Origin of the sequence: Citrobacter sp. Cb004, from assembly GCF_030337065.1 — a bacterium.
Lineage (GTDB): Bacteria > Pseudomonadota > Gammaproteobacteria > Enterobacterales > Enterobacteriaceae > Citrobacter > Citrobacter braakii.
Map to the genome: position 1 here is coordinate 60,293 of NZ_JAOWCH010000050.1, position 26,054 is coordinate 86,346.

Here is a 26,054-nt window from a genome sequence, read left to right on the forward strand (position 1 = left end):
TTGTTGTCCTTAAGCCTGTACGGTGTTCATCAGAACCGCGATCTCGTCTTTCACTGACTGGACCTGCGGACCGATAACGACCTGAAGGTTATGCTGATTGAGTTGTACTACGCCAATGGCACGATTGTCCTTCAGAGCCTGTACGTTAACAAGCGACATATCTTTCACCGACAAGCGCAGACGGGTGATGCAATTATCCAGGCTGACAATGTTTTCCGCGCCGCCCAGCGCCGCCAGAATAGCAGGGACGTTGTAACCTGATTTACCCGGCGCTCCGGCCATTACTTTTTCGATATTGCTGGCAATTTCGACTTCACGGCCCGGCGTCTTCAAATTGAAACGCGTGATGGCGAAGCGGAAGATCACGTAGTACACCGCAAACCAGATAGCCGCGACAACAGGGACCAGGTACCACTTGGTGGACAATCCGTGCAGGATGCCGAACACCACGAAGTCAATCAGGTTACCGTCAGTGTTACCGATAGTGACGCCAAGCACCGCCATCACGGTGAAGCCAAGACCGGTTAGCAGGGCGTGGATTACATACAGAACCGGAGCGACGAACAGGAATAAGAACTCGAGTGGTTCAGTTGTACCGCCGATGACACAGGCAATCAGGCCAGAAATTAATAACCCTTTAATTTTATGACGATTTTCAGGGCGTGCGCAGTGGTACATGGCTAATGCCGCACCCGGTAAACCGCCGAGGAACGCCGGCATTTTACCCTGGGACAGGAAGCGTGTTGCGCTTTCAGAGAAACCTTGCGTTGTCGGGCAGCTCAGTTGAGCCTGGAAAATAGTCAGTGCGCCGCTCACGCTATGGCCGCAGACTTCCTGTGTGCCGCCAGCTTCGGTGAAGCGAATGAGTGCCACCAGAATATGGTGCAGGCCAAAAGGCAGCAACAGACGCTCACCGGTACCAAACAGCATAGGACCAAATTCCCCCGCGCTATTGATGATGTGACCGAGTCCGGTAATGCCCATGGCGAAAACTGGCCAAATCAGGGGAATGACCAGCCCGACCAATCCCATCACCACCGAGGAGATGATAGGCACAAAGCGCGTACCACCGAAAAACGCCAGCGCATCCGGCAAACGAATGTTGTGGAAGCGTTCATGCAGCATCCAGACAATGATCCCGGCAATAACGGCACCGAGGATCCCGGTGTCGATCGACTGGATCCCCAGAATGTTTTGCACGTTGTTGGCTTTCAGGATCGCCGCATCTGTGGTGGGTAAGATACCTTTGGCGGTTAACCAGAAATTGACGGCGAGGTTCATGACCGCATAACCAACAAAACCGGCAAACGCCGCAACGCCTTTGTTCTCGCGCGCCAGGCCCAGAGGAATGGCAATACAGAACATGACTGGCAGGAAGCTAAACGCAAATGAGCCAACTTTACTCATCCAGGTAAAGATGGCCTGAAGCACCGGATTCCCCAACGCCGGGATCAGCGTTAAGACATCATGGCTGCTCAACGAGCTGCCGATCCCCAACATGATCCCGCAAAATGAGAGCAGCGCTACAGGCAGCATAAAGGTTTTGCCCAACTGCTGGAAAAATTCCCATAACGTTATTTTTGGTGTGGTTCTCGCCGTCATCAAACGACTCCTTGTAAAGGCTAGCTGACTAATGATGGCGAGAAGATAAAACGTTTTACCTAATTTTAGTGCGGTATAAATCACATTATCGAACGATAATAGGGGGTATAAATATAAGTGATTGATAAAACGTTTTATCTGTCACGTTATCAGGGAGTTTTCTGTTTTTATGGCTATAGCCAAAAAAATAACCATCCATGATGTTGCGCTGGCTGCGGGGGTTTCGGTCAGCACCGTCTCATTGGTGCTCAGTGGAAAAGGGCGAATTTCATCAGCGACCGGGGAGCGGGTGAATGCTGCTATTGAGCAACTGGGGTTTGTGCGTAACCGCCAGGCATCAGCGCTGCGCGGCGGGCAGAGCGGAGTAGTTGGTTTGATTGTACGCGATCTTTCAACGCCGTTTTACGCCGAGCTGACGGCGGGTCTGACGGAAGCGTTAGAAGCGCAGGGGCGCATGGTCTTCTTACTGCACGGCGGTAAAGATGGGGAGCAGCTGGCGCAGCGTTTCGCGATGTTACTCAACCAGGGGGTGGATGGCGTGGTCATTGCCGGGGCCGCCGGTAGCAGTGATGCACTGCAACAGTTGGCCGCTGACAAAGGGATCCCGGTGGTATTTGCATCACGCGCCAGCTACATGGATGACGCAGACACCGTCAGGCCCGATAACATGCAGGCTGCACAGTTACTGGTTGAACATCTTATCCGCCACGGACACCAGCGTATTGCCTGGCTGGGCGGGCAGAGTTCTTCATTGACTCGCGCAGAGCGCGTCGGCGGTTATTGTGCAACGTTACTAAAATATGGTTTACCGTTTCATAGCGACTGGGTGTTGGAGTGCTCATCCAGCCAGAAGCAGGCCGCAGAAGAGGTAACGGCGCTGTTACGCCGCAATCCCACGATCAGCGCGGTGGTGTGCTACAACGAAATAATCGCCATAGGCGCCTGGTTTGGCCTGATGAGAGCAGGACGTCAGAGTGGTGAAATTGGTGTCGATCGCTATTTCGAACAGCAAATATCGTTGGCCGGATTCGCTGATGTGGCGGAAAACGCGTTGGACGATATCCCGATTACCTGGGCCTGTTCGCCCGCGCGTGAAATGGGATACACCCTTGCTGAACGTATGCTACAACGCATTGCCCACGATGAAGGTCATTCACGCAATCTGACGCTTTCCGCTCGTCTGGTGGCGGCGAAATAAAAAAGCCCGATAAACACTGTTATCGGGCCTGTCACTGACGAGTGATTATTGTTGCGGGATGGCAGGGGCATCCGGCTGTGTAAGAGAAGGCATACCGAACATACCAACAAACTCATCCAGCGGCATTTTTTGTCCGTTCAGCGTCACCTGGCCGTTTGCGTATTGCAGGCTGGTGCCGATAACGTTGTCCTGCAAAGTCGTAATGCGGAACATCTGCCCCATCGCCGCCAGGCCATTAACCTGTTGCTTCGCCAGACCAGCCGCTTCTTCCTGCTGATATCCTTCCAGTTTGGCAATTTGCGTCATGAACTCAGTCGCCATATCGACAGGGATGGTCAGTTTCGCATCCAGCGATTTGACGGAACGATCCACTTCCTGGGCCAGCGTTTGCGGCTCCACCGTGTTTGCGGTCGGATCTTTTAGCAGCAGTGACAGATTAAATGTGGTTTCACCTTTTGCATTCTTCCAGCTCAGTGGAGCAATGGTGACAACCGGTTCGCCTTTCATCAGAATCGGTAGCGCATTAAAGAAGGCTTCGGTGACTTTCTGCTGATAAAGCTCAGGATTTTGCACCACATCAATCTGCGCCATCAGCGCTTTGGTTTGGGCGCTGTACTGCTGGCTGAACTGGTGCAGTGCTTCACCGTCAATCTGGCCAACTTTCAACGTCAGCTTACCGCTCCCCATATCCTGGCCCTGCAATTTAAGGCTGTTCAGGGTGTAATCCAACTGGCTGTTGACGGTTTTGCCATCGTTAATCAGATCGGATTTGCCATCGATACCCATGCCTTCCAGCACCGCCAGCTCTTTGCCCTCGACTGAAATCGACAGTTTTTCGAGGGACAATTTCTGATCGCCGATGCGCTCACCAAAGCTTGCAATACTGCTGGAACCTTCAGTTTTCAGGTTATTGAAAGTAACTTGTACTTTCTGATCATACTCATTGACGGCATTAACCAGGCCACTTTGCGCCTCGCCAGTCAGCGACACCGCATTACCCTCTTTATCAGCCGTAAACTGGAACTCCCCGCCGCTAAAGGCCACTTTTTCGTCGCCTTTCTCGTAGTTCAGCGGTTTGAGGGAGAGAGCGGAACGGGTATCCCCACTGTAGCCAATACGGGAATTAATGATGAATGGCGTCTCACCTTTGGCAATATCAAACAGCGGCTTCGTCACGTCGTTATTGACCAGCGTCGTTTTCACGGAGGCCATTGCCGGAACAAGATTCAGTGATTTCAGCTGAGCCAGCGGGAAAGGACCGTGATCCACGGTTTCATTCAGGACGATGCTTTGTCCCGGTTTCAGCCAGGAATCTGCCTGACCGGCGACAGGTTTCACCACCAACTGCAGTTGGCTATTGAACACGCCGCGCTGGTAGTTTTGATAACTCAGTTCAATGCCCGCCTCTGGGGAGTAGCGTTTTAACTGATCGTTTGCCTGCGTCACCATCTCGGCGAGATGCGTTTCGAGTTTCTTTCCTGTGTACCAGGCGCCGCCCGTCCAGACGATACCCAGTGCAACCACCACACCCGCAGCTACCAGCGATTTTTTCATTTTGATATCCATAAAATAAAACCAGGCGTTTGAAGACGCCTGGAGGAGTGACATGTCTTTAACTCACTACAGCTTAGCAAGAGTTGTTAAAAATATCAGTATCTTGCTACAGCTTGTTATAAACCCGAGCTAAACGGCCCGTGCCGCTGACGTTTACCGGCGATTCATTCGCGCTAATAAAGGCCGACTCACCCGGCTGCAGCACCAGACGCTGCTCGCCCTTGCTCAGCACGGCTTCACCTTCGATGCAGAACAAAATGGCCGCACTTTGCTGGCTGATATCTGCGCCATTGGCGGTCAGTTCATGCAAGGAGAACGCGAAATCGTCGACCGGAATGGGGAAGTCCAGTTCGCTGTCAGTCTTAACTGGCGTGGTCAGCAACTGATTGGCTGGCTTGGCGACAAACTTAACGTTGGCGACCAGCTCCGGGATATCAATGTATTTTGGCGTCAGTCCGGCGCGCAGCACGTTGTCCGAGTTAGCCATTACCTCCAGCGCCACACCTTGCAGGTAGGCGTGTGGGGTTTCGGCAAATAAGAACATCGCTTCGCTAGGATTGAGCTTCACCACATTGAGCAGCAGCGGGGAGAAGAGCCCGCTGTCATTCGGATAGAAATCGGCGATCAGGCGAATGGTTTGCCACGGTTCACCCTGCTGGCTGTTCAGCGCCGATTTCAGGATCGCCAGCGCATGGGATTTCTCCTCATCCTGCATATTCAGCAAGCTGGCGAAAAGATAGCTCAGACGTTCCGCACTCGGTTCCTGCAGGAAATGCGCAATAGCCGGATGCGCGGCGGACACTGGTTGTAACAATGCGACAATGTCAGAGAACTCGCGGAATGCGTTCATCGCCAGGAACGGTGTCAAAGCAAAAACCAGTTCCGGTTTGTGGTTAGGATCTTTGTAATTGCGCTCGGCGGCATCCATCGGGATCCCCGCCGCGTTTTCTTTGGCAAATCCGATTTCAGAGTTGTGCTTGTTAGGATGAACCTGAATCGAAAGAGGTTGCGCGGCGCACAGCACTTTAAACAGGAAAGGCAGTTCACCAAAGCGTTTCGCAACAGCATCGCCTAACAGTGCGGATTTATCGTGTTCGATGACATCACGCAGAGCGAGCGTCTGGCCGTCAGCGTTCAGAACCTGCGAACTGCTTTTCGGATGCGCGCCCATCCACAGCTCAGCCATCGGTTGCTGAGTGGGGTTGGCAATCCCATAAAGTTCCGTTAACGCAGTTTTACTTCCCCAGGCGTAGTTCTGCACTGAGTTGATGAGTTTTTGCATTCTCAAGCCCTGTTTCAATGTGGAATTTTCTACGGCTATTAAACCAAGAAACCCTGAGCGAAGTAACCTGCACATGTAAAAAGTCGTACTTGTCTCAGTTTTTGTTAAAAAATTGTGTAGGATGTGGTGACTCGCTTTTAATACCCTGAGTAATTCCGGTTGCAGAAAGCCTTTCCTTCTACAACCCGACCTGCGGCAGGGAAGCAGGGCAATGGAACATCTGCCCAGAGAATAACCAGACCGAGCAGTAAGTGAGAGCACAATGTCAAACAAACCCTTTCATTATCAGCATCCTTTCCCCCTCAAAAAGGATGATACCGAATACTATCTGCTGACCAGTGACCATGTCTCCGTTGCCGAATTTGAAGGGCAGGAGATTGTTAAAGTCGCGCCGCAAGCCTTAACGCTGCTGGCTCGTCAGGCCTTCCATGATGCCTCGTTTATGCTGCGTCCTGCGCATCAGCAGCAGGTGGCCGACATTCTGCGTGACCCGGAGGCCAGCGAAAACGACAAATATGTGGCCCTGCAATTCCTGCGTAACTCTGATATTGCGGCAAAAGGTATTTTGCCGACCTGTCAGGACACCGGCACCGCGATTATCGTGGGTAAAAAAGGTCAGCGCGTCTGGACCGGCGGCGGTGATGAAGCTGCACTGGCGCGCGGTGTGTATAACACCTACATCGAAGACAACCTGCGCTATTCACAAAACGCCGCGCTGGATATGTATAAAGAGGTGAACACCGGTACCAACCTGCCGGCACAGATAGATTTGTATACCGTCGATGGCGATGAATACAAATTCCTGTGTATTGCTAAAGGCGGTGGTTCGGCGAACAAAACCTATCTGTACCAGGAGACCAAAGCGCTGCTCACGCCGGGCAAATTAAAAAATTACCTGGTTGAGAAGATGCGAACGCTGGGAACTGCGGCCTGTCCGCCGTATCACATTGCGTTCGTGATCGGTGGAACGTCAGCGGAAGCCACGCTGAAAACGGTGAAACTGGCGTCGGCTAAATATTACGATGAGCTGCCGACCGAAGGTAACGAACATGGTCAGGCATTCCGCGATGTGGAGCTGGAAAAAGAGCTGCTGATTGAGGCACAGAATCTGGGGCTGGGCGCTCAGTTCGGCGGGAAGTACTTCGCTCATGATATCCGCGTGATCCGCCTGCCGCGTCACGGTGCGTCGTGTCCGGTTGGTATGGGCGTTTCTTGCTCAGCCGATCGAAATATCAAAGCTAAGATCAACCGTGAAGGTATCTGGATCGAAAAACTGGAGCATAATCCTGGCAAATATATACCAGAAGAGTTGCGCCAGGTGGGAGAAGGCGAAGCGGTACGCGTTGACCTCAATCGTCCGATGAAAGAGATCCTGGCTCAGTTGTCGCAGTACCCGGTTTCTACACGTCTGTCGCTTAACGGTACCATCATTGTTGGCCGTGATATTGCGCATGCGAAACTGAAAGAACGGCTGGATAACGGCGAAAGTTTGCCGCAGTATGTTAAAGATCATCCGATCTATTACGCTGGCCCGGCAAAAACGCCGGAAGGCTATGCCTCTGGTTCGCTTGGACCAACCACGGCAGGGCGTATGGATTCGTATGTTGACCAGCTTCAGTCCGCAGGTGGCAGCATGATCATGCTGGCAAAAGGCAACCGCAGCCAGCAGGTGACCGATGCCTGTCATAAGCATGGCGGCTTCTACTTAGGCAGCATCGGCGGCCCGGCAGCGGTGCTGGCCCAGGGCAGTATCAAGAGTCTGGAGTGTGTGGAATACCCTGAACTGGGGATGGAAGCCATCTGGAAAATCGAAGTGGAAGATTTCCCGGCGTTTATCCTGGTGGATGACAAAGGCAACGATTTCTTCAAGCAGATTCAGACGTCGCAGTGCGCACGCTGCGTTAAGTAACGTCAGCCGCCCTTCGGGGCGGTTTTTTTTACCGCACGAACCACCAAACGACAGATTAATCCTCGTTAATACTCATAAGACCAATGCAAATGGGCAATGTCGAAACATAACCTAATCAATTGTTAATGTAAGGAGCAGGTAATGGTAACGGTACGCCGCGAGAATGATTCAATGGGGGCGATTGATGTTCCAGCCGATAAGCTTTGGGGCGCGCAAACCCAACGTTCGCTGGAGCATTTTCGTATCTCTACGGAGAAAATGCCGGTCTCGCTGATCCATGCGCTGGCGCTGACGAAACGCGCCGCAGCAAAGGTTAACCAGGATCTCGGGCTGCTGGCGGAGGATAAAGCCAGGGCTATTATGCAGGCCGCAGATGAGGTGTTGGCGGATAAACACCGCGATGAGTTTCCGCTGGCCATCTGGCAAACCGGGTCAGGTACGCAAAGCAATATGAACATGAACGAGGTGCTGGCAAACCGGGCCAGCGAGTTGCTGGGCGGCGTGCGGGGGATGGAACGGAAAGTTCACCCCAACGATGATGTTAATAAAAGCCAAAGCTCGAATGATGTGTTCCCGACCGCAATGCACGTTGCCGCGCTGCTGGCGCTGCGTAACTCACTGATCCCGCAGTTAAATGTGTTAACCAAAACGCTCAGTGATAAATCACACGCTTTCGCGGATATCGTCAAAATTGGTCGTACACATCTGCAAGATGCAACCCCGCTTACGCTTGGCCAGGAGATTTCCGGCTGGGTGGCAATGCTTGAACATAACCTCAGACACATTGAAAACAGCTTACCCCACGTGGCGGAACTGGCGCTGGGAGGAACCGCGGTAGGGACCGGACTGAACACGCACCCGGAATATGCCCGTCGGGTCGCGGATGAATTGCGGGACATTACCTGTGCGCCGTTCGTTACCGCACCGAATAAATTTGAAGCGCTAGCCACCTGCGATGCTCTGGTTCACGCCCACGGCGCGCTAAAAGGGCTGGCGGCGTCGCTGATGAAAATCGCCAACGATGTGCGCTGGCTGGCATCCGGTCCGCGTTGCGGGATTGGCGAAATTTCGATTCCAGAAAATGAACCGGGCAGCTCCATTATGCCGGGTAAGGTCAATCCTACCCAGTGTGAAGCGCTGACCATGCTTTGCTGTCAGGTAATGGGCAACGATGTCGCCATCAACATGGGCGGAGCGTCAGGTAATTTTGAGCTCAACGTTTACCGTCCGATGGTCATCCACAATTTCCTGCAGTCGGTGCGTCTGCTGGCTGACGGTATGGAAAGCTTTAACGAGCACTGCGCGACAGGGATCGAGCCCAATCGTGAACGAATCGATCAACTGCTCAACGAGTCGCTAATGCTGGTGACCGCGCTCAATACCCATATCGGTTATGATAAAGCCGCTGAAATTGCCAAAAAGGCGCACAAAGAGGGGCTGACGTTAAAAGCCTCTGCCCTGGCGCTGGGGTATCTAACCGAAGCGGAGTTTGACAGCTGGGTACGCCCGGAACTGATGGTTGGCAGTATGCGGCCAGGCAGTTAATCCGCAACGTACAGGTGCAGCCGGGGAATAATCAATCTCAACGGCTGCGCCTGAGGTTTAAAACGATGCTGAACATTGTCGGCATCATAATTCAGTAACTCGCCGATATCTGGTACGGTCATGCCGTTTTCATTGTTGAGCAACGCGATCAAGGGCGTCGGGCAGGCATATTGCACCTGCTTTTGTTCTCCTTTGTACCAGACGCGGGCGATGGGCTGCACTTTTACCGGCCGTTTAATCTTCAGGCGCGCCTGCTGGCCCAGGGCGGCGACATCCTGATATTCCCGTTCAAGTTTCGCCTGCCACTCTTCCCGCGTCCAGGGATGTACGCTGCGCGGCGACGTCAGGCTTTTTTCCAGTTGCTGTAGTACTTCATCGCGTTTCAGATTTTTAATAATGTGTTTGTTGGCCCAGCCAAATCGCAGGGTGGCAGGCTCTCTGACAAGGGTGAGCGTACGATAGGCATTCAGCGTAATCAGTCCCGGCAGGTGGCGATGCACCCATTCAAAACGCGCTGCCGGTGCCAGCCCTGATTCCACCGTGACAATGCGCTCGAAGGTGGTTTTTAGCTGGTTAATACGCTGTATTTGCTCTTCCAGAGCGCGCTGAGCTGCGTTATCTACCTGATAACACAGTACGCCTGGCAGGCGGACGGCCGCTTTGCTGCTACGATTCTCGGACTGTTGCTGGATAAACAGATGACGATAGTGGCGTAGCGCCAGCGTTTCAGCCTCTTTACCTAAATGCTGCTTAACATCAATGTTCTGCAGTGGGGCATGCTCTGCCTCTTTGACCACTTCCGGTAACGAGAAGACGCGCGCAATCAGCAGCGTCTGCTGCAACAGATTGTCGTTCAGAAGCGCCAGCTCTTGCTCCATCTGGCGGAAGGTGCCGTTCAGGCGGTCGACGAGATCGTAACGGGCCATAGACTTACCATTTTAGTTACAACATACTTTTTTATAGCACAAGCTCCACTATTTGACCACCGAGCCGAATGGGTCAGGCAGCTGAAATTTCAGGAATGTTATGCCAGACGGGCCAACTGAAACAAAAGCGGGCGCCGCCGAGTTCACTTTCATCACAGACGACCGTACCGCCCATAGCCAATGCGATCGAGTGAACAATGGCTAGCCCAAGCCCGCAACCACCGGTCGCCCGGTCACGGCTGGGGTCAAGGCGTACAAACGGTTCAAAAACCTGTTCGCGGGCGTCTGGAGCAATACCGGGACCGTCATCTTCCACAACCAGCGTCGCCTGATTGCCATTCAATAACAGGCTCGCTTGCACCGTAGACTGGCAATAGCGCAGGGCGTTATTCAGTAGATTATCCAGTACGCGCTCCATCAGGCGCATATCCAGCGCGCCGTAGTCGCCAATATTAAGATGGCGTAAGCGCACCGCACGCTCAGGATTTACGCTTTGCACATCCTCCAGATGGGTTGTCAGCCAAACGGCCAGGTCCGGGACGCTGAGCTTCAGTTCATTTTGCGGGCGGTCCAGCCGGGCATAGGTCAGTAATTCTTCGATTAACCCTTCCAGTTGGCCAATATCGCGATTTAGTGCCTGGGATTCCTGCGCGGTGAGGTTATCACTCATTTCCAGCCGGTAACGTAAGCGTACCAGTGGGGTACGAAGCTCATGGGCAATGCCATCGATAAGTTGTTTCTTACTGGCGATTAGCGCATTGATATTGTCTGCCATCTGGTTAAACGCGATACCCAATCGCTCAAAGCTGGAACCGCTGTCAAAATGGAGGCGTTCGCCCAGATGTCCTTCCCCAAAACGCTGTGCAGCAGCTTCCAGTCGCAGCATTTCCTGCCAGTGCGGTCGCATCCAGATAAGTACCGGAAAGGCCAGCGAGATAGCAATAAACGCCATCAACGCGATGTCCAGCAAGCGCATTTGATGGAGAAAATAGAGATAGGGAAGCGGGCCGACGGCCAGCACGTAATGGCTGCGTGGGATCCGTTGAATAAATGTGTACTGATCGTCAAGCGCCACGATATCGCCTTCGCGCAAACGTTGCATTGTTTGAACGTCCAGCGTGTACTTATTTAACGGTTCAACGCGCAGGTCAAAGGAGAGGTTCAAATCCATCTCCTTCAGCGTTTTACCCCAGTCACGTGGCGGGATCTCGCGAAGCTCGCTGCGCATCAGGTATAACGAGCTTTTCATTAAATCGTCGAGGGATTGTCTGCCTGCGCGCTCTGCGGTGAATTTATAGACCAGGCCGACCAGCAGGGTCATCACCAGAAAGCAGACAAACAGCAGGAGATAAAACTGTACAAACAGCTTCTTCATAAAAAATCACCGAATACATAATATAATGCTCACCGATACTCTCAAAATTGCTGTGATATAAAAATATGAATTTCAATCGCTGTTGTTATTTACTACTCATTTTCGCAGCGTTAGGCTGCATTTTCACCTCGCATCCCTTTGTTATATGGTTTTTGCTCGCCAACATACTGACGTTGGCAATGTACGGTGCGGATAAAATGGCAGCGCGCAGGGCCTGGCGCCGAGTGCCGGAGTCCACTTTGCTGCTGTTTGGCGTTGTTGGCGGGTGGGGTGGCGCGATAGCCGCTCAACAACTCTTTCGCCATAAAACACAAAAACAGCCATTCAAAACCTACTTTATTATCAGTGTGATAGTGAATGTGTCTGTCATCGGAGCGGCCTATCATTTCTATCCCATTTCATCCTGGTGAACGTCAGTGACAGGCAGCCTGCTTACTTGAGACAGGAAACGTACTTTTCACCTGAGCGCTGCACGATGTCATCGGCATTTTTCGTTATGTCTTTCCCTTCAAACGCGCCATAAAGTTGCTTAAATTTCACCGTACTCAGGCGGTGGGTAATGTCGCTGACCGTTGCGGCTGGCAATGGCAACATATTGGGGTAGCTCCACATAAAGGAGACGGCATGCGCCCCAGGGGTGACCTGAACGATATCGCCGGAAAGCACCACGCCTTCATCTCGCGCCCAGTGCAGAACGCAGCCGCCAGCAAAGTGTCCGCCGAGGCGTATCACACTGACGTCGCGTGTTAGTTCCAGGGTGTCGCCATCCCAAAATTTAATCCACGGGCTGTCGCGCATTACCCACTTGCGGTCGTTGGCATGGAGATAAATGGGAGCGTTAAATTCGTCAGCCCAGTCTTGCATGGTGGTGTAGTAATGAGGATGCGAAATCGCGATGGCCTTAAGCCCGCCCAGGGACGTTATTAGCATTTTTGTGGCGTCGTCGAGCGTGGCAATGCAGTCCCATAAAATATTGCCTTCCGGAGTACGCAGAATAAACGCCCGTTGATCAATTGCAAAACCAGGAACGGTGCGGATGCTGAGGAGGGTGCTGTCATGTTGCCGCCACTTATTTGTGTGCGAAGCACAAAGTGCGGCAAAATCGACCCATTCCTGTCCGGTCGCGGGGATATACTGACGTTCGTCCTGGCAGATATCGCAATGTTCAGGAAGGGCGTCTGCAACCTCATAGGATGTTCCACAGGCTTTGCATAACGTGATCATCGTGTCTTCCTCTATTGAAAAAACACAGTCAGCATGGCACACCGATACGCAAGGGTGTGCACTTTAGTGCTCTACACGATAAGCCAGGTATTGTGGGCGTGAGTCGTTGTGGCCCAACCAGCAGAAAGCAGGAATAATGTCTACACCGCCCCCGTCGAGGGGCATTTCCGGCGAAAAATGAGGTTAATGTTTGGAAAATAGTCTGTTCAACACCTGGCTCAGCCGTTGGGGACTTACTCCTGATGGCCAACCGCTTGAGACGCACACATCACAGCTTTTGCCCGTGGTGACCAAAGATGGTCAGAAAGCCATACTCAAACTCACCGACGATGACAGTGAACGGAACGGCTGCGAACTAATGGTCTGGTGGAACGGGAATGGTGCTGCGAAAGTGCTTGCTCATGCAGCAGGGGCGATTCTGTTAGAACGTGCAACAGGGGCGGGGTCTTTAGCGGACATGTCCTGGTCTGGCAATGATGCGCAGGCCTGTCGCATTATTTGCCATGCAGCCAGTCGACTCCATCTCCCACGGAATGCGTCAACGCCTGCGTTAACACCGCTACTTTATTGGTTTCGCGATCTGGCTCCTGCCGCGAAAAAGCATGGCGGCATCCTGACGCATTGTGCAGAGGTGGCAAACATATTGCTCTCCTCTCCCCAGAATGAAGTCGTATTGCACGGTGACTTACACCACGGCAATATTCTTGATTTCGGAACGAAAGGATGGCTGGCTATCGATCCTAAAGGGCTGGTGGGCGAGCGTGGCTTTGATTACGCCAATATTTTTACTAATCCCGATCTTGCCGACCCCACCAAACCTGTCGCCATTGAGCCAGAAATATTCGCACAACGGGTAAATATTGTGTCTGAAATCGCGAGGATTGAACGGCAGCGTTTGCTGATGTGGATTATTGCCTGGTGTGGGTTGTCGTCTGCCTGGTTTCTGCAAGAAGGAGACTGCGCCACGATACCCCTGCGCATCGCAGAGTTAGCGAGCGCGGAACTCGCTTTTGGGGGTAATCAATTTTGATCTACGACACTGGGTTGGTAATTATTTAGAGTTATCATTAGCCTGGTAAATGTTTTATTAATCAATCATTGAACGGCGGTGTGGTGTGTTGTCTAGCGCAAATTTGACAGGCTGGGAGCAATGAACGCATTGTTTTCATTTTTAAAAAAACGCCCGAACATTATTTTGTTGATGGTCTTACTCATCGGGGCAAACATCGTGGCGTGGCTGTGGGCTTTCACCGCGTTTAGCAACAACACGTCGTTACTGGCGCTTAGTTTGATCGCGTGGTGCTATGGTTTGCGCCATGCTGTTGATGCCGATCATATCGCCGCGATAGATAGCGCTACGCGTAAACTCATGCAGCAGAAAAAACGCGCCCTGACGACGGGAGCCTGGTTTTCCCTTGGGCATTCCACCATTGTGGTACTGGCAAGCATTGGCATTGCGTTGACCACCAGCGTGTTTAAGCAACACATGACATGGTTTCAGAATGTCGGCGGTCTGATAGGTACCACGGTTTCTGCCGTATTTCTGCTGATTCTGGCTACCATTAATCTCGTTATATTCTGTCATGTCTGGAAGGCTTTTCGTCATCTAAAACGCACCGGTACTTACGATGGCACCACAGAGGAAATGACAGTTTCAGGCCCGCTGAACTGGCTTTTCCGCTCGGCGTTTCGGCTGGTAGGCAAAGACTGGCATATGTATTTTGTCGGCTTTTTGTTTGGCCTGGGTTTTGATACCGCTACTGAAATTTCTCTGCTCGGAATTTCTGCTTCAAGCGCGTCCAGTGGCATGTCGGTGTGGTCAATTCTCGTGTTCCCGGCGCTGTTTACCTGCGGCATGGCGCTGATCGACTGCCTCGACAGTATCCTGATGGTTGAGGCCTACGGATGGGCATTCAATAAGCCGCAGCGTAAGCTCTATTACAATATGACCATCACCGGGACCTCGGTAATTGTTGCGCTTTTTATTGGCGGGCTGGAGGCGCTGGGGCTTCTCTCTGACGCATTTTCGCTCCAGGGAGGTTTGTGGGATACCGTCAGCGAGTTGAGTGACCATATGGGGAATGTCGGGTTTGCGATTATTGGCGTCTTTATCGGCTGCTGGATTATTTCTGCAGTAAATTACCGTTGGAAAAAATACGACGGGCTGACGTTTAGTTGACACAAAAGAAAGCCTTCCGTGAAAGGGAAGGCTTTGATCTTACTTGAGGTCTGACTAATTCACGGTGACGATACACACCATCTTCATCACCCAAATCTGGGTGATATTATAAGTGACGGTGTAACGTATAATGGTCGGCCCTGAGGGATTACATTTGAGGCTCATCGTCCCAGGCGTGCGGTGCGAACAGATAACCTTTGTTGCGCACCGTTTTGATTCGATAGGGTTCAGTCGCGTTATCGAGCAGTTTTTTGCGTAACCGGGAAATCGCGACATCAACGCTGCGATCCATGCCGTCATAACTTACGCCGCGCAGGTTCTTCAGCAGCGCATCGCGGTCCATAATTTTCCCGGCATGGGTTGCCAGCTCCCACAGTAATTCAAAATCTGCGGTGGAGAGTGAGACTTGCTCGCCGCCGAGCAGCACGGAACGATTGGTTGGGTCGATAGTGAGTGTGCCAAAGCGCAGCGTCGTGTGCGGCGTGATGGTTGCCGCCTGAATGCCTTTAGACTGGACTGAATGTTCATTCTGGCGCAGATGCAGACGCAGGCGAGCAAGCAGCACTGCTGGCGGCGTTGTCTTCAGAATATAGTCACAGGCACCCATTTCCAGCGCCAGGATATGGTTCATATCGCTGTCCAGCGAGGTGAGCAGGACAATTGGACCCTGCCAGCGTCCACGCAAATCGCGGCAGATAGTCATCCCATCTTTGCCCGGCAGCATGATATCTAATAACACCAAATCGGGTTGAACTTGCAGGATTTTCTCCTCAGCCAAATCGCCTCGAGGCTCAACGATAACCTCAATATCATGCCGGGCCAGATAGGCCGCAATCAGCGAGCCAACTTCGGGATCATCTTCAACAAATACGATGGTGTTCATATCATTCATTTTGAATATAAAACGCCAACATACACCGCCCTGGTTTTTCCTTCCATTAATCTTTTCTAAACAAGAACGCTTCCGTTATGCTAGGGGCTGATGTTATTGATGTGTTAAGGCAGAGTGATGGGACTCGTTATAAAAGCGGCGCTCGGTGCGCTGGTGGTGGTGTTGATTGGTGTGCTGGCGAAAACAAAGAACTACTATATTGCCGGATTAATTCCGTTGTTCCCGACCTTTGCGTTGATTGCCCACTATATCGTGGCCAGTGAACGTGGGATCGAAGCGTTGCGTACAACCATTGTCTTCAGCATGTGGTCGATTATTCCCTATTTTGTCTACCTCGTTTCGCTGTGGTATTTCACCGGATTTATGCGCTTACCCGTTGCGCTCGGCGGTTCAGTGGTGTGCTGGGGCCTGAGCGCATGGTTGCTTATTTTTTGTTGGATTAAATTGCACTAACGCAGATGACGCCCGCCATCAAGGGCAAAACTACGCCCGGTGACAAAACAGCTGGTCAACAGATAGTCAATTAAATCAATGACCTCTTTTTCACCCGGCGCTGTTTTCATCAGTGATTTGTTCAATGCCTGCTGACGATACTCTGCATCGTCACCCTCGTTAAACAGGATTAGCGAGGGGGCAATCGCGTTCACTTTCACTTCTGGTGCCAGTTTGCGCGCGAACGAGCGGGTCATGTTGTCCAGCGCCGCTTTGCTGGCTGCATAAGCGATGTGCTTATCGCTGCCACGCTCCACAACATAATCCGTAAAATGGATAATATCGCTGGCCGCGTGTCCATGCCCGCGCAGCAATCCTTCCAGCGCGTGGTTGAGCAGGTAGGGGGTATTGACGTGAATCTGCATCATGGCTGACAGCACTTCGGTTAACGGCGCACCGGGCTTTTCTGCAAGCCAGGCACTGGCATTATGCACAATACCGCGCAGGCCATCCGTCTGTGCTTTGACCTCATCCGCAAAGGCCAGTACGCCCTCATCGGTGGAAAAATCAGCCTGGATACACAGCACGCCCGCATCTCGCAGGCCATCAATAGCCGGATAATGCGTGCGGTAGCTAACGATAACTGGCTGTTTTTGATTAATAAAGTGCCATGCGACGGCGAGGCCGATACGTCGACCTCCTCCGGTGATAAGAATTGGCAAAGGGGGCTTTTTACCCATCGTAATCTCCATGTGTCGCGAACGATGGGGACAATGTTACCCCATCAACATCCAGGTCGCCGGAACAGCAGCAACAAGCAGCAGGCCGATCAGCGCCATTTCCTGGCGTTTTAATACGTTTTCATGCGCGTGTGTTTTACGGGCATAAAGGAAGACCAGCAGCCCTGGCGCATACAGCACCACAGACAGCAGCAGGTGCATCGGACCTGACGCATACAATAACCATATGCCATAAATACTCGCTCCGATACCGACAGCCTTATGAATTGGACGAGTGGCAATTTTCAGCAGAAATGCGCCGACCAGTAAATAGGGCACCAGAATCATTTCTGAGGCGATGGTTAATAACGTATTGTAGTCGGAACCTGTGAGCCAGATCAGCACCAGGCAAATCTGTACGCAGATATTGGTTAGCCACAGCGACGCCGATGGCGCGCCTTGCGCGTTCTGCCGCGCAAAAATGCGTGGAAACGCTTTGTGCGTGGAGGCGAGGAACGGCACTTCCGCCGCCATAATCGTCCAGCTTAAATAAGCACCGCACACGGAGACAATCAGACCTGCGGCAATAATAATTTCACCCCATGGCCCCATCATTTTCACCATCAGACCGGCCATTGACGGGTTGCGGATCTCCGCCAGTTCGGGACGCGCGACAACGCCCAGAGACAGCAGGGTGACAAGCAGATAAACGCCCAGCGCGGCGAGTACCGCCAGCAGCGTAGCGCGTCCGACATCGCGTTTGTTTCTGGCACGAGCTGAAACCACCACCGCGCCTTCCACACCGATGAAAACCCACAGGGTGATGAGCATGGTGTTTTTTACCTGCTCCCAGACGGGAACGCCCAACGCTACGCCGGTAAAATCGAGGGTAAAGGTGTCGAGCTTAAACAGCATAAACGCCAGCACGATAAACAGACCAAGCGGCAGTAATTTCGCCAGCGTCGCCACTAGGTTAATACTGGCTGCCGTTTGCACACCACGCAGCACCAGAAAATGGACCACCCACAACAGCACCGATGCGCCAACAATCGACTGCCAGGTATTACCGTCGCCAAACAGACGTAACTCCGGCGTGTCGGTAAAGAAGCTGAGCGCAGAGAAAACAATCACCAGATACGAAACGTTAGCGATAACAGCACACAGCCAGTATCCCCACGCGGAGCAAAAGCCAATCAGCTCACCGAAACCTTCACGTGCATAGGTAAATATGCCGCCATCCAGTTCAGGACGGATACGCGTCAGAATCAGCATGGCAAAGGCGAGCAAAAGGATACCCGCACCGGTAATCGCCCAACCAATCAGTAATGCAGCCGGGCTTGCTACCGCCGCCATATTTTGTGGCAGGCTGAAAACACCAGCGCCGAGCATTGAGCTTAAAACCAGCGCGGTGAGTGCGCTCAGACCCAATTTCTTTTCCATTTGTATCCAGTGACAAAAACGAGAGTGAGAGAATAATTATTTTGGCAAACCGCATAAAAATGGTGAAAGCCACTAAGGCGCGGGATTTTACGGAGAGAAGAGAACGCATGCAATGGGGATAGAGAGATTTGTGACTAATAGTGTGAAAAGTAGTCTTAATACTGCTGTTTTTGTTTGACCGAGGGGAGGATGGCGGGAAATTATCAGGTCTACAAGGCTGTAGACCTGATAAGGTATTGAGTATTACTTATACAGGTCAGCGCTGATCGTCATGTTATTACCACGTTCAGACCACTGGCGGGTGATGTGATAATACTTAGCGCCTTTCTTCGCTGCGCGTTTGGCTACCTGGTAAGAGATTTCAGTCATGTTGCCATAGTTACCGGTGAACTTGATGCTGTCGAACGGCACCATCATAGCGGCGGTTGCTTTGTTCAGTTCTTCAACTTTGGTTCCATCCGGCAGCGTGACAGTGTAACGCCCACCTTTGGTGGATTGCGTTTCGAAGAAACGACCGACTTCAGCGCTCGGAGACGCGGTAGTCGCAACGCCTGGGATCTCAACTTTCTTCGCGGCTTCGCCACCGGCGGCTAATGCGGCACGTCCGGCATCTGAATCTGCTGGGATCGCATCAGGGCTTTGTACTACGCGTTTTTTCGCATCAGCCTTATAGATGAATGCGGTAATACGCTGGTTACCACCCTGGTTGGCATCGACCTGGCGCACGATGTAGAAGGAGTAAGCGCCTTTCTCTTTCGCTGCTTTGGTGATGGCATCGTTCACTTCAGGCTGGCTGCGGTAGAAGCCCTGCACCGTAACGGTATCGAATGGTTCTATCAGAACGGCTTGATCTTTCGGTAATTCCATCACGCCGTTAATGACACGGTTTTTGGACGCTTCCGCTTTTTCAGCATCGGCTTTATAGATGTCGGCTACAACGCGCCAGTTACCGCCGCTGCCAAAATCTGAGGTATCAACAACATAAAAGGAGGCTGCACCGTCTTTATCTGCACGGCGTGATACGGCGGTCACCGCGTCACCGATAGCATTAAAACGACCGGTAACCACAATGCGGTCATAGGGTTTCAGGGCAGCCGCTTGCTCCGGCGTCAATTCTGTCGCTGCATTTACAGAAAAAGCAGTCGCAGAAATAAGTGCGGACGCCAGGAGAGTGTTCTTAAGCTTCATAAAAATAATCCTTCGCCTTGCGCAAACCAGGTACTGGTATTGTTATTGACTAGAAACGTCGCTGATTATTGCATTTAAATTGTGTCAGTGTCTGCGTCAATTTTCACTCATCGTGCCACGTGACGTAACAACACAGATAACATTTTGTGATATGTCGAAAATTTCGGCGTTTGGCGACCAAAACTGATAAAGCAGTTGAATTTCATAAGTTAATTTAATGTTAATCAATTGTTTTTGGCAGGCACGTAATCATGTTTTGCCGCTTCGCTTGAGCGAATTATCGGCCTTTGTGGGCTATTTTTAGGGTATTTTATCTGCCAGCGGTTCGATTCATCTCTATTTCGCGAATTTCATAATAAATACTGTTTTTTGGCGCTAGATCACAGGCGTCATTTTCAGTAGGTTATACAGAGTTTGTTACTGTTTTATTTTATTGGGGTAACACTGACCTCTTTCGAGAGTGCGCGCATGCCTCGTGCGAACATTGATAAACCATCATCACAAATACAGATGGAAGGGAACATTATGCGAATTGGCATACCAAGAGAACGGTTAACCAATGAAACCCGCGTCGCAGCTACGCCGAAGACGGTTGAGCAGCTGCTTAAGTTGGGTTTCAGCGTCGCGGTTGAAAGCGGTGCAGGTCAACTGGCAAGTTTTGACGATAAGGCGTTTGTACAAGCAGGCGCAGAAATTGTTGACGGAAATGCCGTCTGGCAGTCAGAGATCATCCTGAAGGTCAACGCGCCGGAAGAGGCGGAAATCCCGTTGCTCAACCCGGGCACGACGCTGGTGAGTTTTCTTTGGCCCGCGCAAAACCCTGAGCTGTTGCAGAAGCTGGCAGAGCGCAACGTGACGGTTATGGCGATGGACTCCGTGCCGCGTATTTCGCGCGCGCAGTCGCTTGATGCCTTAAGCTCGATGGCGAATATCGCCGGGTATCGTGCCATTGTTGAAGCCGCTCATGAATTTGGCCGCTTCTTCACCGGCCAGATCACCGCCGCGGGCAAGGTTCCACCTGCCAAGGTCATGGTGATTGGGGCGGGTGTGGCAGGTCTGGCTGCTATCGGTGCGGCAAACAGCCTGGGCGCTATCGTTCGTGCTTTTGACACCCGTCCGGAAGTGAAAGAGCAAGTTCAGAGTATGGGCGCTGAGTTCCTCGAACTGGACTTTAAAGAAGAGGCCGGCAGCGGCGACGGTTACGCCAAGGTGATGTCCGAAGCGTTCATCAAAGCCGAAATGGCGCTCTTCGCCGCACAGGCGAAAGACGTTGATATTATCGTTACCACCGCGTTGATTCCGGGCAAACCGGCACCGAAACTGATCACCCGTGAAATGGTCGATTCGATGAAGGCGGGCAGCGTGATTGTCGATCTCGCCGCGCAAAACGGCGGTAACTGCGAATATACCGTGCCCAACCAGGTGACCACCACCGAGAACGGGGTGAAGGTTATCGGTTATACCGACCTGCCAGGCCGACTGCCGACGCAGTCTTCCCAGCTTTATGGCACGAACCTCGTTAACCTGCTCAAGCTGTTGTGCAAAGAGAAAGACGGCAATATCACCGTCGATTTTGACGACGTGGTCGTACGTGGCGTTACGGTGGTTCGCGAGGGTGAAATCACCTGGCCTGCGCCGCCTATCCAGGTTTCAGCTCAGCCGCAGGCTGCGCCAAAAGCCGCGCCCGCGCCGAAAGAAGAGAAAAAACCGGCCTCACCGTGGCGCAAATATGCGTTGATGGCACTGGTCGTCATACTGTTTGGCTGGCTTGCTGATGTCGCGCCGAAAGAGTTCCTGGGTCACTTTACGGTGTTCGCGCTTTCCTGTGTAGTGGGTTACTACGTGGTCTGGAATGTGTCGCACGCGCTACACACTCCGCTGATGTCCGTGACAAACGCTATCTCCGGGATCATCGTTGTCGGGGCGTTATTGCAAATTGGCCAGGGTGGCTGGGTGAGTTTCCTGAGCTTTATCGCGGTGCTTATTGCCAGCATTAATATTTTCGGTGGCTTCACCGTGACTCAGCGCATGCTGAAAATGTTCCGGAAAAACTAAGGGGTAACATATGTCTGGAGGATTAGTTACAGCTGCATACATTGTTGCCGCGATCCTGTTTATTTTCAGCCTGGCGGGGCTTTCGAAACACGAAACCTCTCAACAGGGTAACAACTACGGTATCGCCGGGATGGCGATTGCGCTGATTGCCACGATTTTTGGCCCGGAGACCGGCAACGTTGCGTGGATCCTGGTGGCGATGATCATCGGCGGCGCGATTGGTATTCGTCTGGCGAAGAAAGTCGAGATGACCGAGATGCCGGAGCTGGTGGCGATTCTGCACAGTTTCGTCGGTCTGGCGGCGGTACTGGTGGGTTTTAACAGCTACCTGTATCACGACACGGGCCTGGAACCGATTCTGGTGAACATTCACCTGACGGAAGTGTTCCTTGGTATCTTCATCGGTGCGGTGACCTTTACCGGTTCCGTGGTGGCGTTTGGCAAACTGCGCGGTAAGATCTCCTCTAAACCGCTGATGCTGCCGAATCGTCACAAAATGAACCTGGCGGCACTGGTTGTTTCTTTCCTGCTGCTGGTGGTGTTTGTTCGTACCGAAAGCGTGGGTCTGCAGGTTCTGGCGCTGCTGGTGATGACCATTATTGCGTTAGCCTTTGGCTGGCATCTGGTGGCGTCCATCGGCGGTGCGGATATGCCGGTCGTCGTTTCAATGCTTAACTCCTATTCAGGATGGGCGGCGGCGGCGGCGGGCTTTATGCTCAGCAACGATCTGCTGATCGTCACCGGTGCGCTGGTCGGTTCTTCCGGTGCGATCCTGTCTTACATCATGTGTAAGGCGATGAACCGTTCGTTTATCAGCGTGATTGCCGGTGGCTTTGGTTCTGACGGTTCTTCTACGGGGTCTGATGAAGAAGTCGGTGAGCATCGTGAGATTAATGCGGAAGACACGGCAGAAATGCTGAAGAATTCGCACTCCGTGATAATCACCCCGGGCTATGGCATGGCCGTGGCACAGGCGCAATATCCGGTTGCTGAAATCACCGAGAAACTGCGCGCCCGCGGCATCAAGGTACGCTTTGGTATTCACCCGGTAGCAGGGCGCTTGCCAGGTCATATGAACGTACTGCTGGCGGAAGCCAAAGTACCCTATGACATCGTGCTGGAAATGGATGAAATCAATGATGATTTCGCCGATACCGATACCGTGCTGGTGATTGGCGCCAACGATACGGTAAACCCGGCGGCGCAGGACGATCCGCGTAGCCCAATCGCCGGTATGCCGGTGCTGGAAGTATGGAAAGCGCAGAACGTTATCGTGTTCAAACGTTCTATGAACACCGGCTATGCTGGCGTGCAGAACCCGCTGTTCTTTAAAGAAAACACCCATATGCTGTTTGGCGATGCCAAAGCCAGCGTGGATGCGATCCTGAAAGCGCTGTAATCGTCAGCGCAAACCAAGACGGCCTCTGCGGAGGCCGTCTTTTTAATACTCCGCTATTCATGATTACCGCTCATAAACCCATACGGTTTTAACCGTCTAATCACCGTAAAACGCCGTGTATATTCATTCTTTATTGAGATCGCTTAGCAACACTGCAATGCTTTGACCACCGTTGGTTTGCTCAAGCGCGATTTTCACGATGATGGTCAGCGGTACAGAAAGCAGCATCCCGACAGGCCCTAGTAACCAGCCCCAGAAGATTAACGACAGAAACACCACCAGCGTAGACAACCCAAGTCCACGTCCCATGATCCGCGGTTCGAGGATATTCCCGAACACCAGGTTAATGACCAGATAACCTGCGAAAACCACCAGGGCGTCATAAAGGCCGCTAAATACCAGCACCTGAGCAATAGGGGGAATGGCGGCCAGCACTGAACCGATATTAGGAATATAGTTGAGCGCAAAGGCCAGCAGTCCCCAGACAAAGGCGAAACGCACGTCGAGTGCGGCGAGCATGCCCCAGGCCACCAGCCCGGTCACAATGCTGATCGCCGTTTTGAGCACCAGATAGTGGGAAACGCTGTCGATGGCGCGTTGAATCGCTGCCATTCCCTCAATGGGACGACTCATCATTTGTTTGAGTTTGTTGGGTAACTGCGGTACTTCCAGCAGCATAAAAACCACCGTCAACAGCAGTAAAAATATCGATGACATGGCATTAGACAACTGTGCCAGTAAATTGGTCACCAGCGTCATTGCTGCGTTCGGGTCGATATATTTGACGAGTTCATCCACGGAAACGCCGATCCCTGCGCGCTGTAACCACGGCTCAAGGTTTTTGAGTGGGATAACCAGTGAAGAGCGATACTGCGGCAGCGTTCGCGCAAGCTCATTTAAGGATGTACCTAAATACGCTAATAGCAACACCATTAGCATCACAATAATAACAATGAGCAATGATACCGCTATTACGCGCGGTATGCGAAGTTTGACCATCCGCTGCACCACGGGGTTAAGCACGACGGCAATAAATAACGCCAGAATAAATGGGACGATGATATCTGCGGCAACGCGGATGCCGCTCAGGATGATAACCAGCATGCCCAGCATAATGACTATTTTTAGGCCGTTAAGCGTGATGATCGGTTTCGCCATGTGTATTCCTGCATTTTTCATTTTTGAATCTGAATAATAATGTGATTTGCGTCGAGCCGTTATAACAAAAATCAAATGGGGCAGGTAAAGAAGTGAAAAGACTTTGAGTTCGCATTGAAGCTATGGTACAAATCATCTGTGTTTAACTACCGAGGACAATTATCATCCGCGATGATGAGAAGCAACACTGCGGATAATTGTAATATTATGGACAATATGTTCAGGATGTTTTTGCGTTTACCTTCACTTCTTCGTACCTCCTCCACTTTCTTGCTTGCGGGTGAGCAACACTGGCGCAACGCGCTTTAGTCCCTTCTTCTGCCTGAGCTGGCGCTGTGCGCTGAGCTAACTAATTTTATTTTTTGGTTTACTGCATGCAGTAGGACCAAAGGACTATATTCTCAAGCAGGAGAAGCATTATGTTTTACTGGATATTATTAGGTCTGGCCATCGCGGCTGAAATTACTGGTACGCTGTCAATGAAATGGGCAAGCGTCGGCCATGGTAATTCGGGCTTTATTTTAATGCTGGTAATGATTGCCTTATCGTATATTTTTCTCAGTTTTGCCGTTAAAAAAATTGCCCTTGGTGTGGCCTATGCCTTATGGGAAGGTATCGGTATTTTATTTATTACGCTGTTCAGCGTGCTGTTATTTGACGAAACCTTGTCCACGATGAAGGTGGCTGGACTGGTCTCGCTGGTGTTAGGTATTGTGCTGATTAAATCCGGTACACGAAAACCGACAAAGGCGGGCAGAGAGGTGAGCCATGCAGCAGTTTGAGTGGGTTCACGGCGCATGGCTTGGCATAGCCATTGTGCTCGAAATCGTCGCTAACGTCTTTTTGAAATTTTCAGATGGGTTTCGCCGCAAGACTTATGGCGTGCTGTCGCTGGCAGCCGTGTTAGCGGCCTTTAGCGCGCTGTCCCAGGCGGTAAAAGGTATCGACCTTTCTGTTGCCTACGCCTTGTGGGGCGGCTTCGGGATTGCCGCGACGTTAGCGGCAGGTTGGGTATTGTTTGGTCAGCGCCTGAATCATAAAGGCTGGATCGGTGTGGCGCTGCTGCTTGCCGGAATGGTAATGATTAAACTTGCCTGATCTCAGTGCTGCCCGTTACTACGGGCAGCATAGGTTATTCGTTCGCCAACTCATCCAGCTTATCGCGAAAACCGGTCACGGATATGGCGCGATTATCGGCCCGCCAGCGATCTTTCGCCGCCGGAGCGGAGCTTTGTACACCAATCAACTGCCAGCCAGTATCTGTCTTCAACATCAATGGTGAACCGCTGTCGCCCGGGAGTGTATCGCACTGGTGCGACAAGACGGTATTCTGCGCCCAACCGGTCACCACGCAATCCTGATGCGTGTACAAGTCATCGAGATGATCTTCCGGGTAACCCGACTGCGTAACTTTACGATCTGCGGTTTTCAGCGCCGCGGTTAATGCCGCTTTATCACCTTCAAATAATGGCAGCGGTGTGATGCCAGAAGGTGGGTAACGCAGCACCACCAGACCAAAATCCCACGGGGCCGCGGAAGGCGGCACAATCCAGCCATCGCCATCGGCTTTTAAACGTTTTCCGAGCGAGGGATCTACCCGTCCTTCAATGCCGTGGATCTCGTAGCGCCAGACACCCTTTTTCGACACGAAGCGTAATGCCACGGCTTTATCCGGCTTGCCTTTCGGGGGGGTGAGTAAGCAGTGTCCGGCAGTCAGTGCCAGTCGTGGTGAAATGAGCGTGGCGGTACACAGGTTACCGCTGGCGGTTTCCAGTTGCCCGATAGCGTCCCATGGAGATTGCGTTGGGTCAGTCACTTTTATGCGATCGTCATGACCAAAAAACAGCGTTTTTACGTTTTCTGCTTCAGCGCTGGCCGTTGCAGGCTGGTCCGCATGCGCCACGACAGGAAGTAAACAAATTGAACCCAGTAACACAGCAATGGTTTTATGCATATCACACTCTGGTGGGGAATTAT

Annotated in this window: 24 protein-coding genes; 12 read left to right on the forward strand and 12 right to left on the reverse strand. The window is 52.1% G+C overall.

Features of this window, described 5'->3' with window-relative positions:
- Positions 1-9: 9 nt before the first annotated feature.
- Entirely contained in the window at positions 10-1,602 is a 1,593-nt protein-coding gene (gene malX, locus OGV65_RS08715) for a maltose/glucose-specific PTS transporter subunit IIBC (protein ID WP_016153013.1), read from the reverse strand.
- Positions 1,603-1,771: 169 nt separating this feature from the next.
- On the opposite strand from malX, the gene OGV65_RS08720 reads away from it, so the two are divergent.
- Positions 1,772-2,800, forward strand: coding sequence for a Mal regulon transcriptional regulator MalI (locus OGV65_RS08720; protein WP_016153014.1), 1,029 nt, complete (start codon positions 1,772-1,774; stop codon positions 2,798-2,800).
- A gap of 45 nt (positions 2,801-2,845) precedes the next feature.
- On the opposite strand, the gene OGV65_RS08725 is transcribed toward OGV65_RS08720, so the two are convergent.
- Positions 2,846-4,354, reverse strand: a complete 1,509-nt coding sequence (locus OGV65_RS08725; RefSeq protein ID WP_279263289.1) for a YdgA family protein — start codon at positions 4,352-4,354, stop codon at positions 2,846-2,848.
- A 106-nt stretch (positions 4,355-4,460) separates the two neighbouring features.
- Positions 4,461-5,636, reverse strand: a complete 1,176-nt coding sequence (gene manA / locus OGV65_RS08730; protein WP_286454858.1) for a mannose-6-phosphate isomerase — start codon at positions 5,634-5,636, stop codon at positions 4,461-4,463.
- A 262-nt stretch (positions 5,637-5,898) separates the two neighbouring features.
- Here manA and fumB point away from each other — a divergent pair, with 262 nt between their 5' ends.
- A complete protein-coding gene (fumB, locus tag OGV65_RS08735) occupies positions 5,899-7,545 on the forward strand; it encodes a class I fumarate hydratase (protein WP_279263288.1) in 1,647 nt (548 codons plus the stop codon).
- Positions 7,546-7,686: 141 nt separating this feature from the next.
- Positions 7,687-9,090 carry a class II fumarate hydratase gene (gene fumC / locus OGV65_RS08740; RefSeq protein WP_016153018.1) on the forward strand — a complete coding sequence of 468 codons (1,404 nt, stop codon included), beginning with the start codon at positions 7,687-7,689 and terminating at the stop codon, positions 9,088-9,090.
- On the opposite strand, the gene tus is transcribed toward fumC, so the two are convergent.
- The gene (tus, locus tag OGV65_RS08745) at positions 9,087-10,016 is read right to left on the reverse strand and encodes a DNA replication terminus site-binding protein (RefSeq protein WP_131405896.1); all 930 of its coding nucleotides are present in this window, start codon (positions 10,014-10,016) and stop codon (positions 9,087-9,089) included. The genes fumC and tus overlap by 4 nt on opposite strands.
- 73 nt (positions 10,017-10,089) lie before the next feature.
- Entirely contained in the window at positions 10,090-11,391 is a 1,302-nt protein-coding gene (gene rstB, locus OGV65_RS08750) for a two-component system sensor histidine kinase RstB (RefSeq protein WP_016153020.1), read from the reverse strand.
- A 65-nt stretch (positions 11,392-11,456) separates the two neighbouring features.
- Between rstB and OGV65_RS08755 the strand changes: the two genes are divergently transcribed.
- Positions 11,457-11,801 (forward strand): DUF1294 domain-containing protein, encoded by a 345-nt coding sequence (locus OGV65_RS08755; RefSeq protein ID WP_049041453.1) that lies wholly within the window; start codon positions 11,457-11,459, stop codon positions 11,799-11,801.
- A gap of 22 nt (positions 11,802-11,823) precedes the next feature.
- Here the strand turns inward: OGV65_RS08755 and OGV65_RS08760 are convergent, their stop codons facing one another.
- Positions 11,824-12,615 carry an MBL fold metallo-hydrolase gene (locus OGV65_RS08760; RefSeq protein WP_286454860.1) on the reverse strand — a complete coding sequence of 264 codons (792 nt, stop codon included), beginning with the start codon at positions 12,613-12,615 and terminating at the stop codon, positions 11,824-11,826.
- A 190-nt stretch (positions 12,616-12,805) separates the two neighbouring features.
- Here OGV65_RS08760 and OGV65_RS08765 point away from each other — a divergent pair, with 190 nt between their 5' ends.
- Positions 12,806-13,645, forward strand: a complete 840-nt coding sequence (locus tag OGV65_RS08765) for an aminoglycoside phosphotransferase family protein (RefSeq protein WP_049281806.1) — start codon at positions 12,806-12,808, stop codon at positions 13,643-13,645.
- Positions 13,646-13,765: 120 nt separating this feature from the next.
- Entirely contained in the window at positions 13,766-14,794 is a 1,029-nt protein-coding gene (locus OGV65_RS08770; RefSeq protein WP_286454861.1) for a HoxN/HupN/NixA family nickel/cobalt transporter, read from the forward strand.
- A 148-nt stretch (positions 14,795-14,942) separates the two neighbouring features.
- On the opposite strand, the gene rstA is transcribed toward OGV65_RS08770, so the two are convergent.
- Positions 14,943-15,686: a two-component system response regulator RstA gene (rstA, locus tag OGV65_RS08775; RefSeq protein ID WP_286454862.1), complete on the reverse strand. Its 744-nt coding sequence runs from the start codon at positions 15,684-15,686 to the stop codon at positions 14,943-14,945.
- Positions 15,687-15,803: 117 nt separating this feature from the next.
- Between rstA and OGV65_RS08780 the strand changes: the two genes are divergently transcribed.
- Complete coding sequence (locus tag OGV65_RS08780; protein WP_016153026.1) at positions 15,804-16,139, forward strand: GlpM family protein; 336 nt, start codon at positions 15,804-15,806, stop codon at positions 16,137-16,139.
- Here OGV65_RS08780 and folM read toward each other — a convergent pair.
- The 3 genes from folM to ydgH form a co-directional block, all read right to left on the reverse strand.
- On the reverse strand, positions 16,136-16,858 hold the full coding sequence (gene folM / locus OGV65_RS08785; protein ID WP_049041460.1) for a dihydromonapterin reductase: 723 nt from the start codon (positions 16,856-16,858) through the stop codon (positions 16,136-16,138). The two genes, OGV65_RS08780 and folM, sit on opposite strands and share 4 nt — an antisense overlap.
- Positions 16,859-16,894: 36 nt before the next feature.
- Positions 16,895-18,277, reverse strand: a complete 1,383-nt coding sequence (locus tag OGV65_RS08790; RefSeq protein WP_016153028.1) for an amino acid permease — start codon at positions 18,275-18,277, stop codon at positions 16,895-16,897.
- A 243-nt stretch (positions 18,278-18,520) separates the two neighbouring features.
- The gene (gene ydgH / locus OGV65_RS08795; RefSeq protein WP_016156455.1) at positions 18,521-19,465 is read right to left on the reverse strand and encodes a DUF1471 family protein YdgH; all 945 of its coding nucleotides are present in this window, start codon (positions 19,463-19,465) and stop codon (positions 18,521-18,523) included.
- A 525-nt stretch (positions 19,466-19,990) separates the two neighbouring features.
- Between ydgH and pntA the strand changes: the two genes are divergently transcribed.
- Entirely contained in the window at positions 19,991-21,520 is a 1,530-nt protein-coding gene (gene pntA, locus OGV65_RS08800; RefSeq protein WP_029139532.1) for a Re/Si-specific NAD(P)(+) transhydrogenase subunit alpha, read from the forward strand.
- Between the two features lie 10 nt (positions 21,521-21,530).
- Positions 21,531-22,919: a Re/Si-specific NAD(P)(+) transhydrogenase subunit beta gene (gene pntB / locus OGV65_RS08805; RefSeq protein ID WP_016153031.1), complete on the forward strand. Its 1,389-nt coding sequence runs from the start codon at positions 21,531-21,533 to the stop codon at positions 22,917-22,919.
- Positions 22,920-23,042: 123 nt separating this feature from the next.
- On the opposite strand, the gene OGV65_RS08810 is transcribed toward pntB, so the two are convergent.
- Positions 23,043-24,077, reverse strand: a complete 1,035-nt coding sequence (locus OGV65_RS08810) for an AI-2E family transporter (protein WP_019076755.1) — start codon at positions 24,075-24,077, stop codon at positions 23,043-23,045.
- Positions 24,078-24,215: 138 nt separating this feature from the next.
- Between OGV65_RS08810 and OGV65_RS25475 the strand changes: the two genes are divergently transcribed.
- The 3 genes from OGV65_RS25475 (at position 24,216) to mdtI (ending at position 25,175) form a co-directional block, all read left to right on the forward strand.
- Positions 24,216-24,386 carry a protein YdgV gene (locus OGV65_RS25475; RefSeq protein WP_085951052.1) on the forward strand — a complete coding sequence of 57 codons (171 nt, stop codon included), beginning with the start codon at positions 24,216-24,218 and terminating at the stop codon, positions 24,384-24,386.
- A 107-nt stretch (positions 24,387-24,493) separates the two neighbouring features.
- Positions 24,494-24,859: a multidrug/spermidine efflux SMR transporter subunit MdtJ gene (gene mdtJ / locus OGV65_RS08815; protein ID WP_161623250.1), complete on the forward strand. Its 366-nt coding sequence runs from the start codon at positions 24,494-24,496 to the stop codon at positions 24,857-24,859.
- Positions 24,846-25,175, forward strand: coding sequence for a multidrug/spermidine efflux SMR transporter subunit MdtI (mdtI, locus tag OGV65_RS08820; protein WP_047500497.1), 330 nt, complete (start codon positions 24,846-24,848; stop codon positions 25,173-25,175). Before mdtJ ends, mdtI begins: the two co-directional genes overlap by 14 nt.
- A gap of 34 nt (positions 25,176-25,209) precedes the next feature.
- On the opposite strand, the gene OGV65_RS08825 is transcribed toward mdtI, so the two are convergent.
- Positions 25,210-26,031, reverse strand: coding sequence for a trypsin-like serine peptidase (locus tag OGV65_RS08825; RefSeq protein ID WP_016156459.1), 822 nt, complete (start codon positions 26,029-26,031; stop codon positions 25,210-25,212).
- Between the last annotated feature and the right edge of the window lie 23 nt (positions 26,032-26,054).

Excerpts from the sequence above, each read along its gene's own strand:
- OGV65_RS08790 (WP_016153028.1), bottom strand. The coding sequence starts at position 18,277 with ATGGAAAAGAAATTGGGTCTGAGCGCACTCACCGCGCTGGTTTTAAGC.
- OGV65_RS08760 (WP_286454860.1), bottom strand. The coding sequence starts at position 12,615 with ATGATCACGTTATGCAAAGCCTGTGGAACATCCTATGAGGTTGCAGAC.
- malX (WP_016153013.1), bottom strand. The coding sequence starts at position 1,602 with ATGACGGCGAGAACCACACCAAAAATAACGTTATGGGAATTTTTCCAG.
- OGV65_RS08770 (WP_286454861.1), top strand. The coding sequence starts at position 13,766 with ATGAACGCATTGTTTTCATTTTTAAAAAAACGCCCGAACATTATTTTG.
- folM (WP_049041460.1), bottom strand. The coding sequence starts at position 16,858 with ATGGGTAAAAAGCCCCCTTTGCCAATTCTTATCACCGGAGGAGGTCGA.
- OGV65_RS08810 (WP_019076755.1), bottom strand. The coding sequence starts at position 24,077 with ATGGCGAAACCGATCATCACGCTTAACGGCCTAAAAATAGTCATTATG.
- OGV65_RS08720 (WP_016153014.1), top strand. The coding sequence starts at position 1,772 with ATGGCTATAGCCAAAAAAATAACCATCCATGATGTTGCGCTGGCTGCG.
- OGV65_RS08755 (WP_049041453.1), top strand. The coding sequence starts at position 11,457 with ATGAATTTCAATCGCTGTTGTTATTTACTACTCATTTTCGCAGCGTTA.
- pntB (WP_016153031.1), top strand. The coding sequence starts at position 21,531 with ATGTCTGGAGGATTAGTTACAGCTGCATACATTGTTGCCGCGATCCTG.
- manA (WP_286454858.1), bottom strand. The coding sequence starts at position 5,636 with ATGCAAAAACTCATCAACTCAGTGCAGAACTACGCCTGGGGAAGTAAA.
- ydgH (WP_016156455.1), bottom strand. The coding sequence starts at position 19,465 with ATGAAGCTTAAGAACACTCTCCTGGCGTCCGCACTTATTTCTGCGACT.
- fumB (WP_279263288.1), top strand. The coding sequence starts at position 5,899 with ATGTCAAACAAACCCTTTCATTATCAGCATCCTTTCCCCCTCAAAAAG.
- mdtI (WP_047500497.1), top strand. The coding sequence starts at position 24,846 with ATGCAGCAGTTTGAGTGGGTTCACGGCGCATGGCTTGGCATAGCCATT.
- OGV65_RS08825 (WP_016156459.1), bottom strand. The coding sequence starts at position 26,031 with ATGCATAAAACCATTGCTGTGTTACTGGGTTCAATTTGTTTACTTCCT.
- pntA (WP_029139532.1), top strand. The coding sequence starts at position 19,991 with ATGCGAATTGGCATACCAAGAGAACGGTTAACCAATGAAACCCGCGTC.
- rstA (WP_286454862.1), bottom strand. The coding sequence starts at position 15,686 with ATGAATGATATGAACACCATCGTATTTGTTGAAGATGATCCCGAAGTT.
- OGV65_RS08780 (WP_016153026.1), top strand. The coding sequence starts at position 15,804 with ATGGGACTCGTTATAAAAGCGGCGCTCGGTGCGCTGGTGGTGGTGTTG.
- rstB (WP_016153020.1), bottom strand. The coding sequence starts at position 11,391 with ATGAAGAAGCTGTTTGTACAGTTTTATCTCCTGCTGTTTGTCTGCTTT.
- fumC (WP_016153018.1), top strand. The coding sequence starts at position 7,687 with ATGGTAACGGTACGCCGCGAGAATGATTCAATGGGGGCGATTGATGTT.
- tus (WP_131405896.1), bottom strand. The coding sequence starts at position 10,016 with ATGGCCCGTTACGATCTCGTCGACCGCCTGAACGGCACCTTCCGCCAG.
- OGV65_RS08725 (WP_279263289.1), bottom strand. The coding sequence starts at position 4,354 with ATGAAAAAATCGCTGGTAGCTGCGGGTGTGGTGGTTGCACTGGGTATC.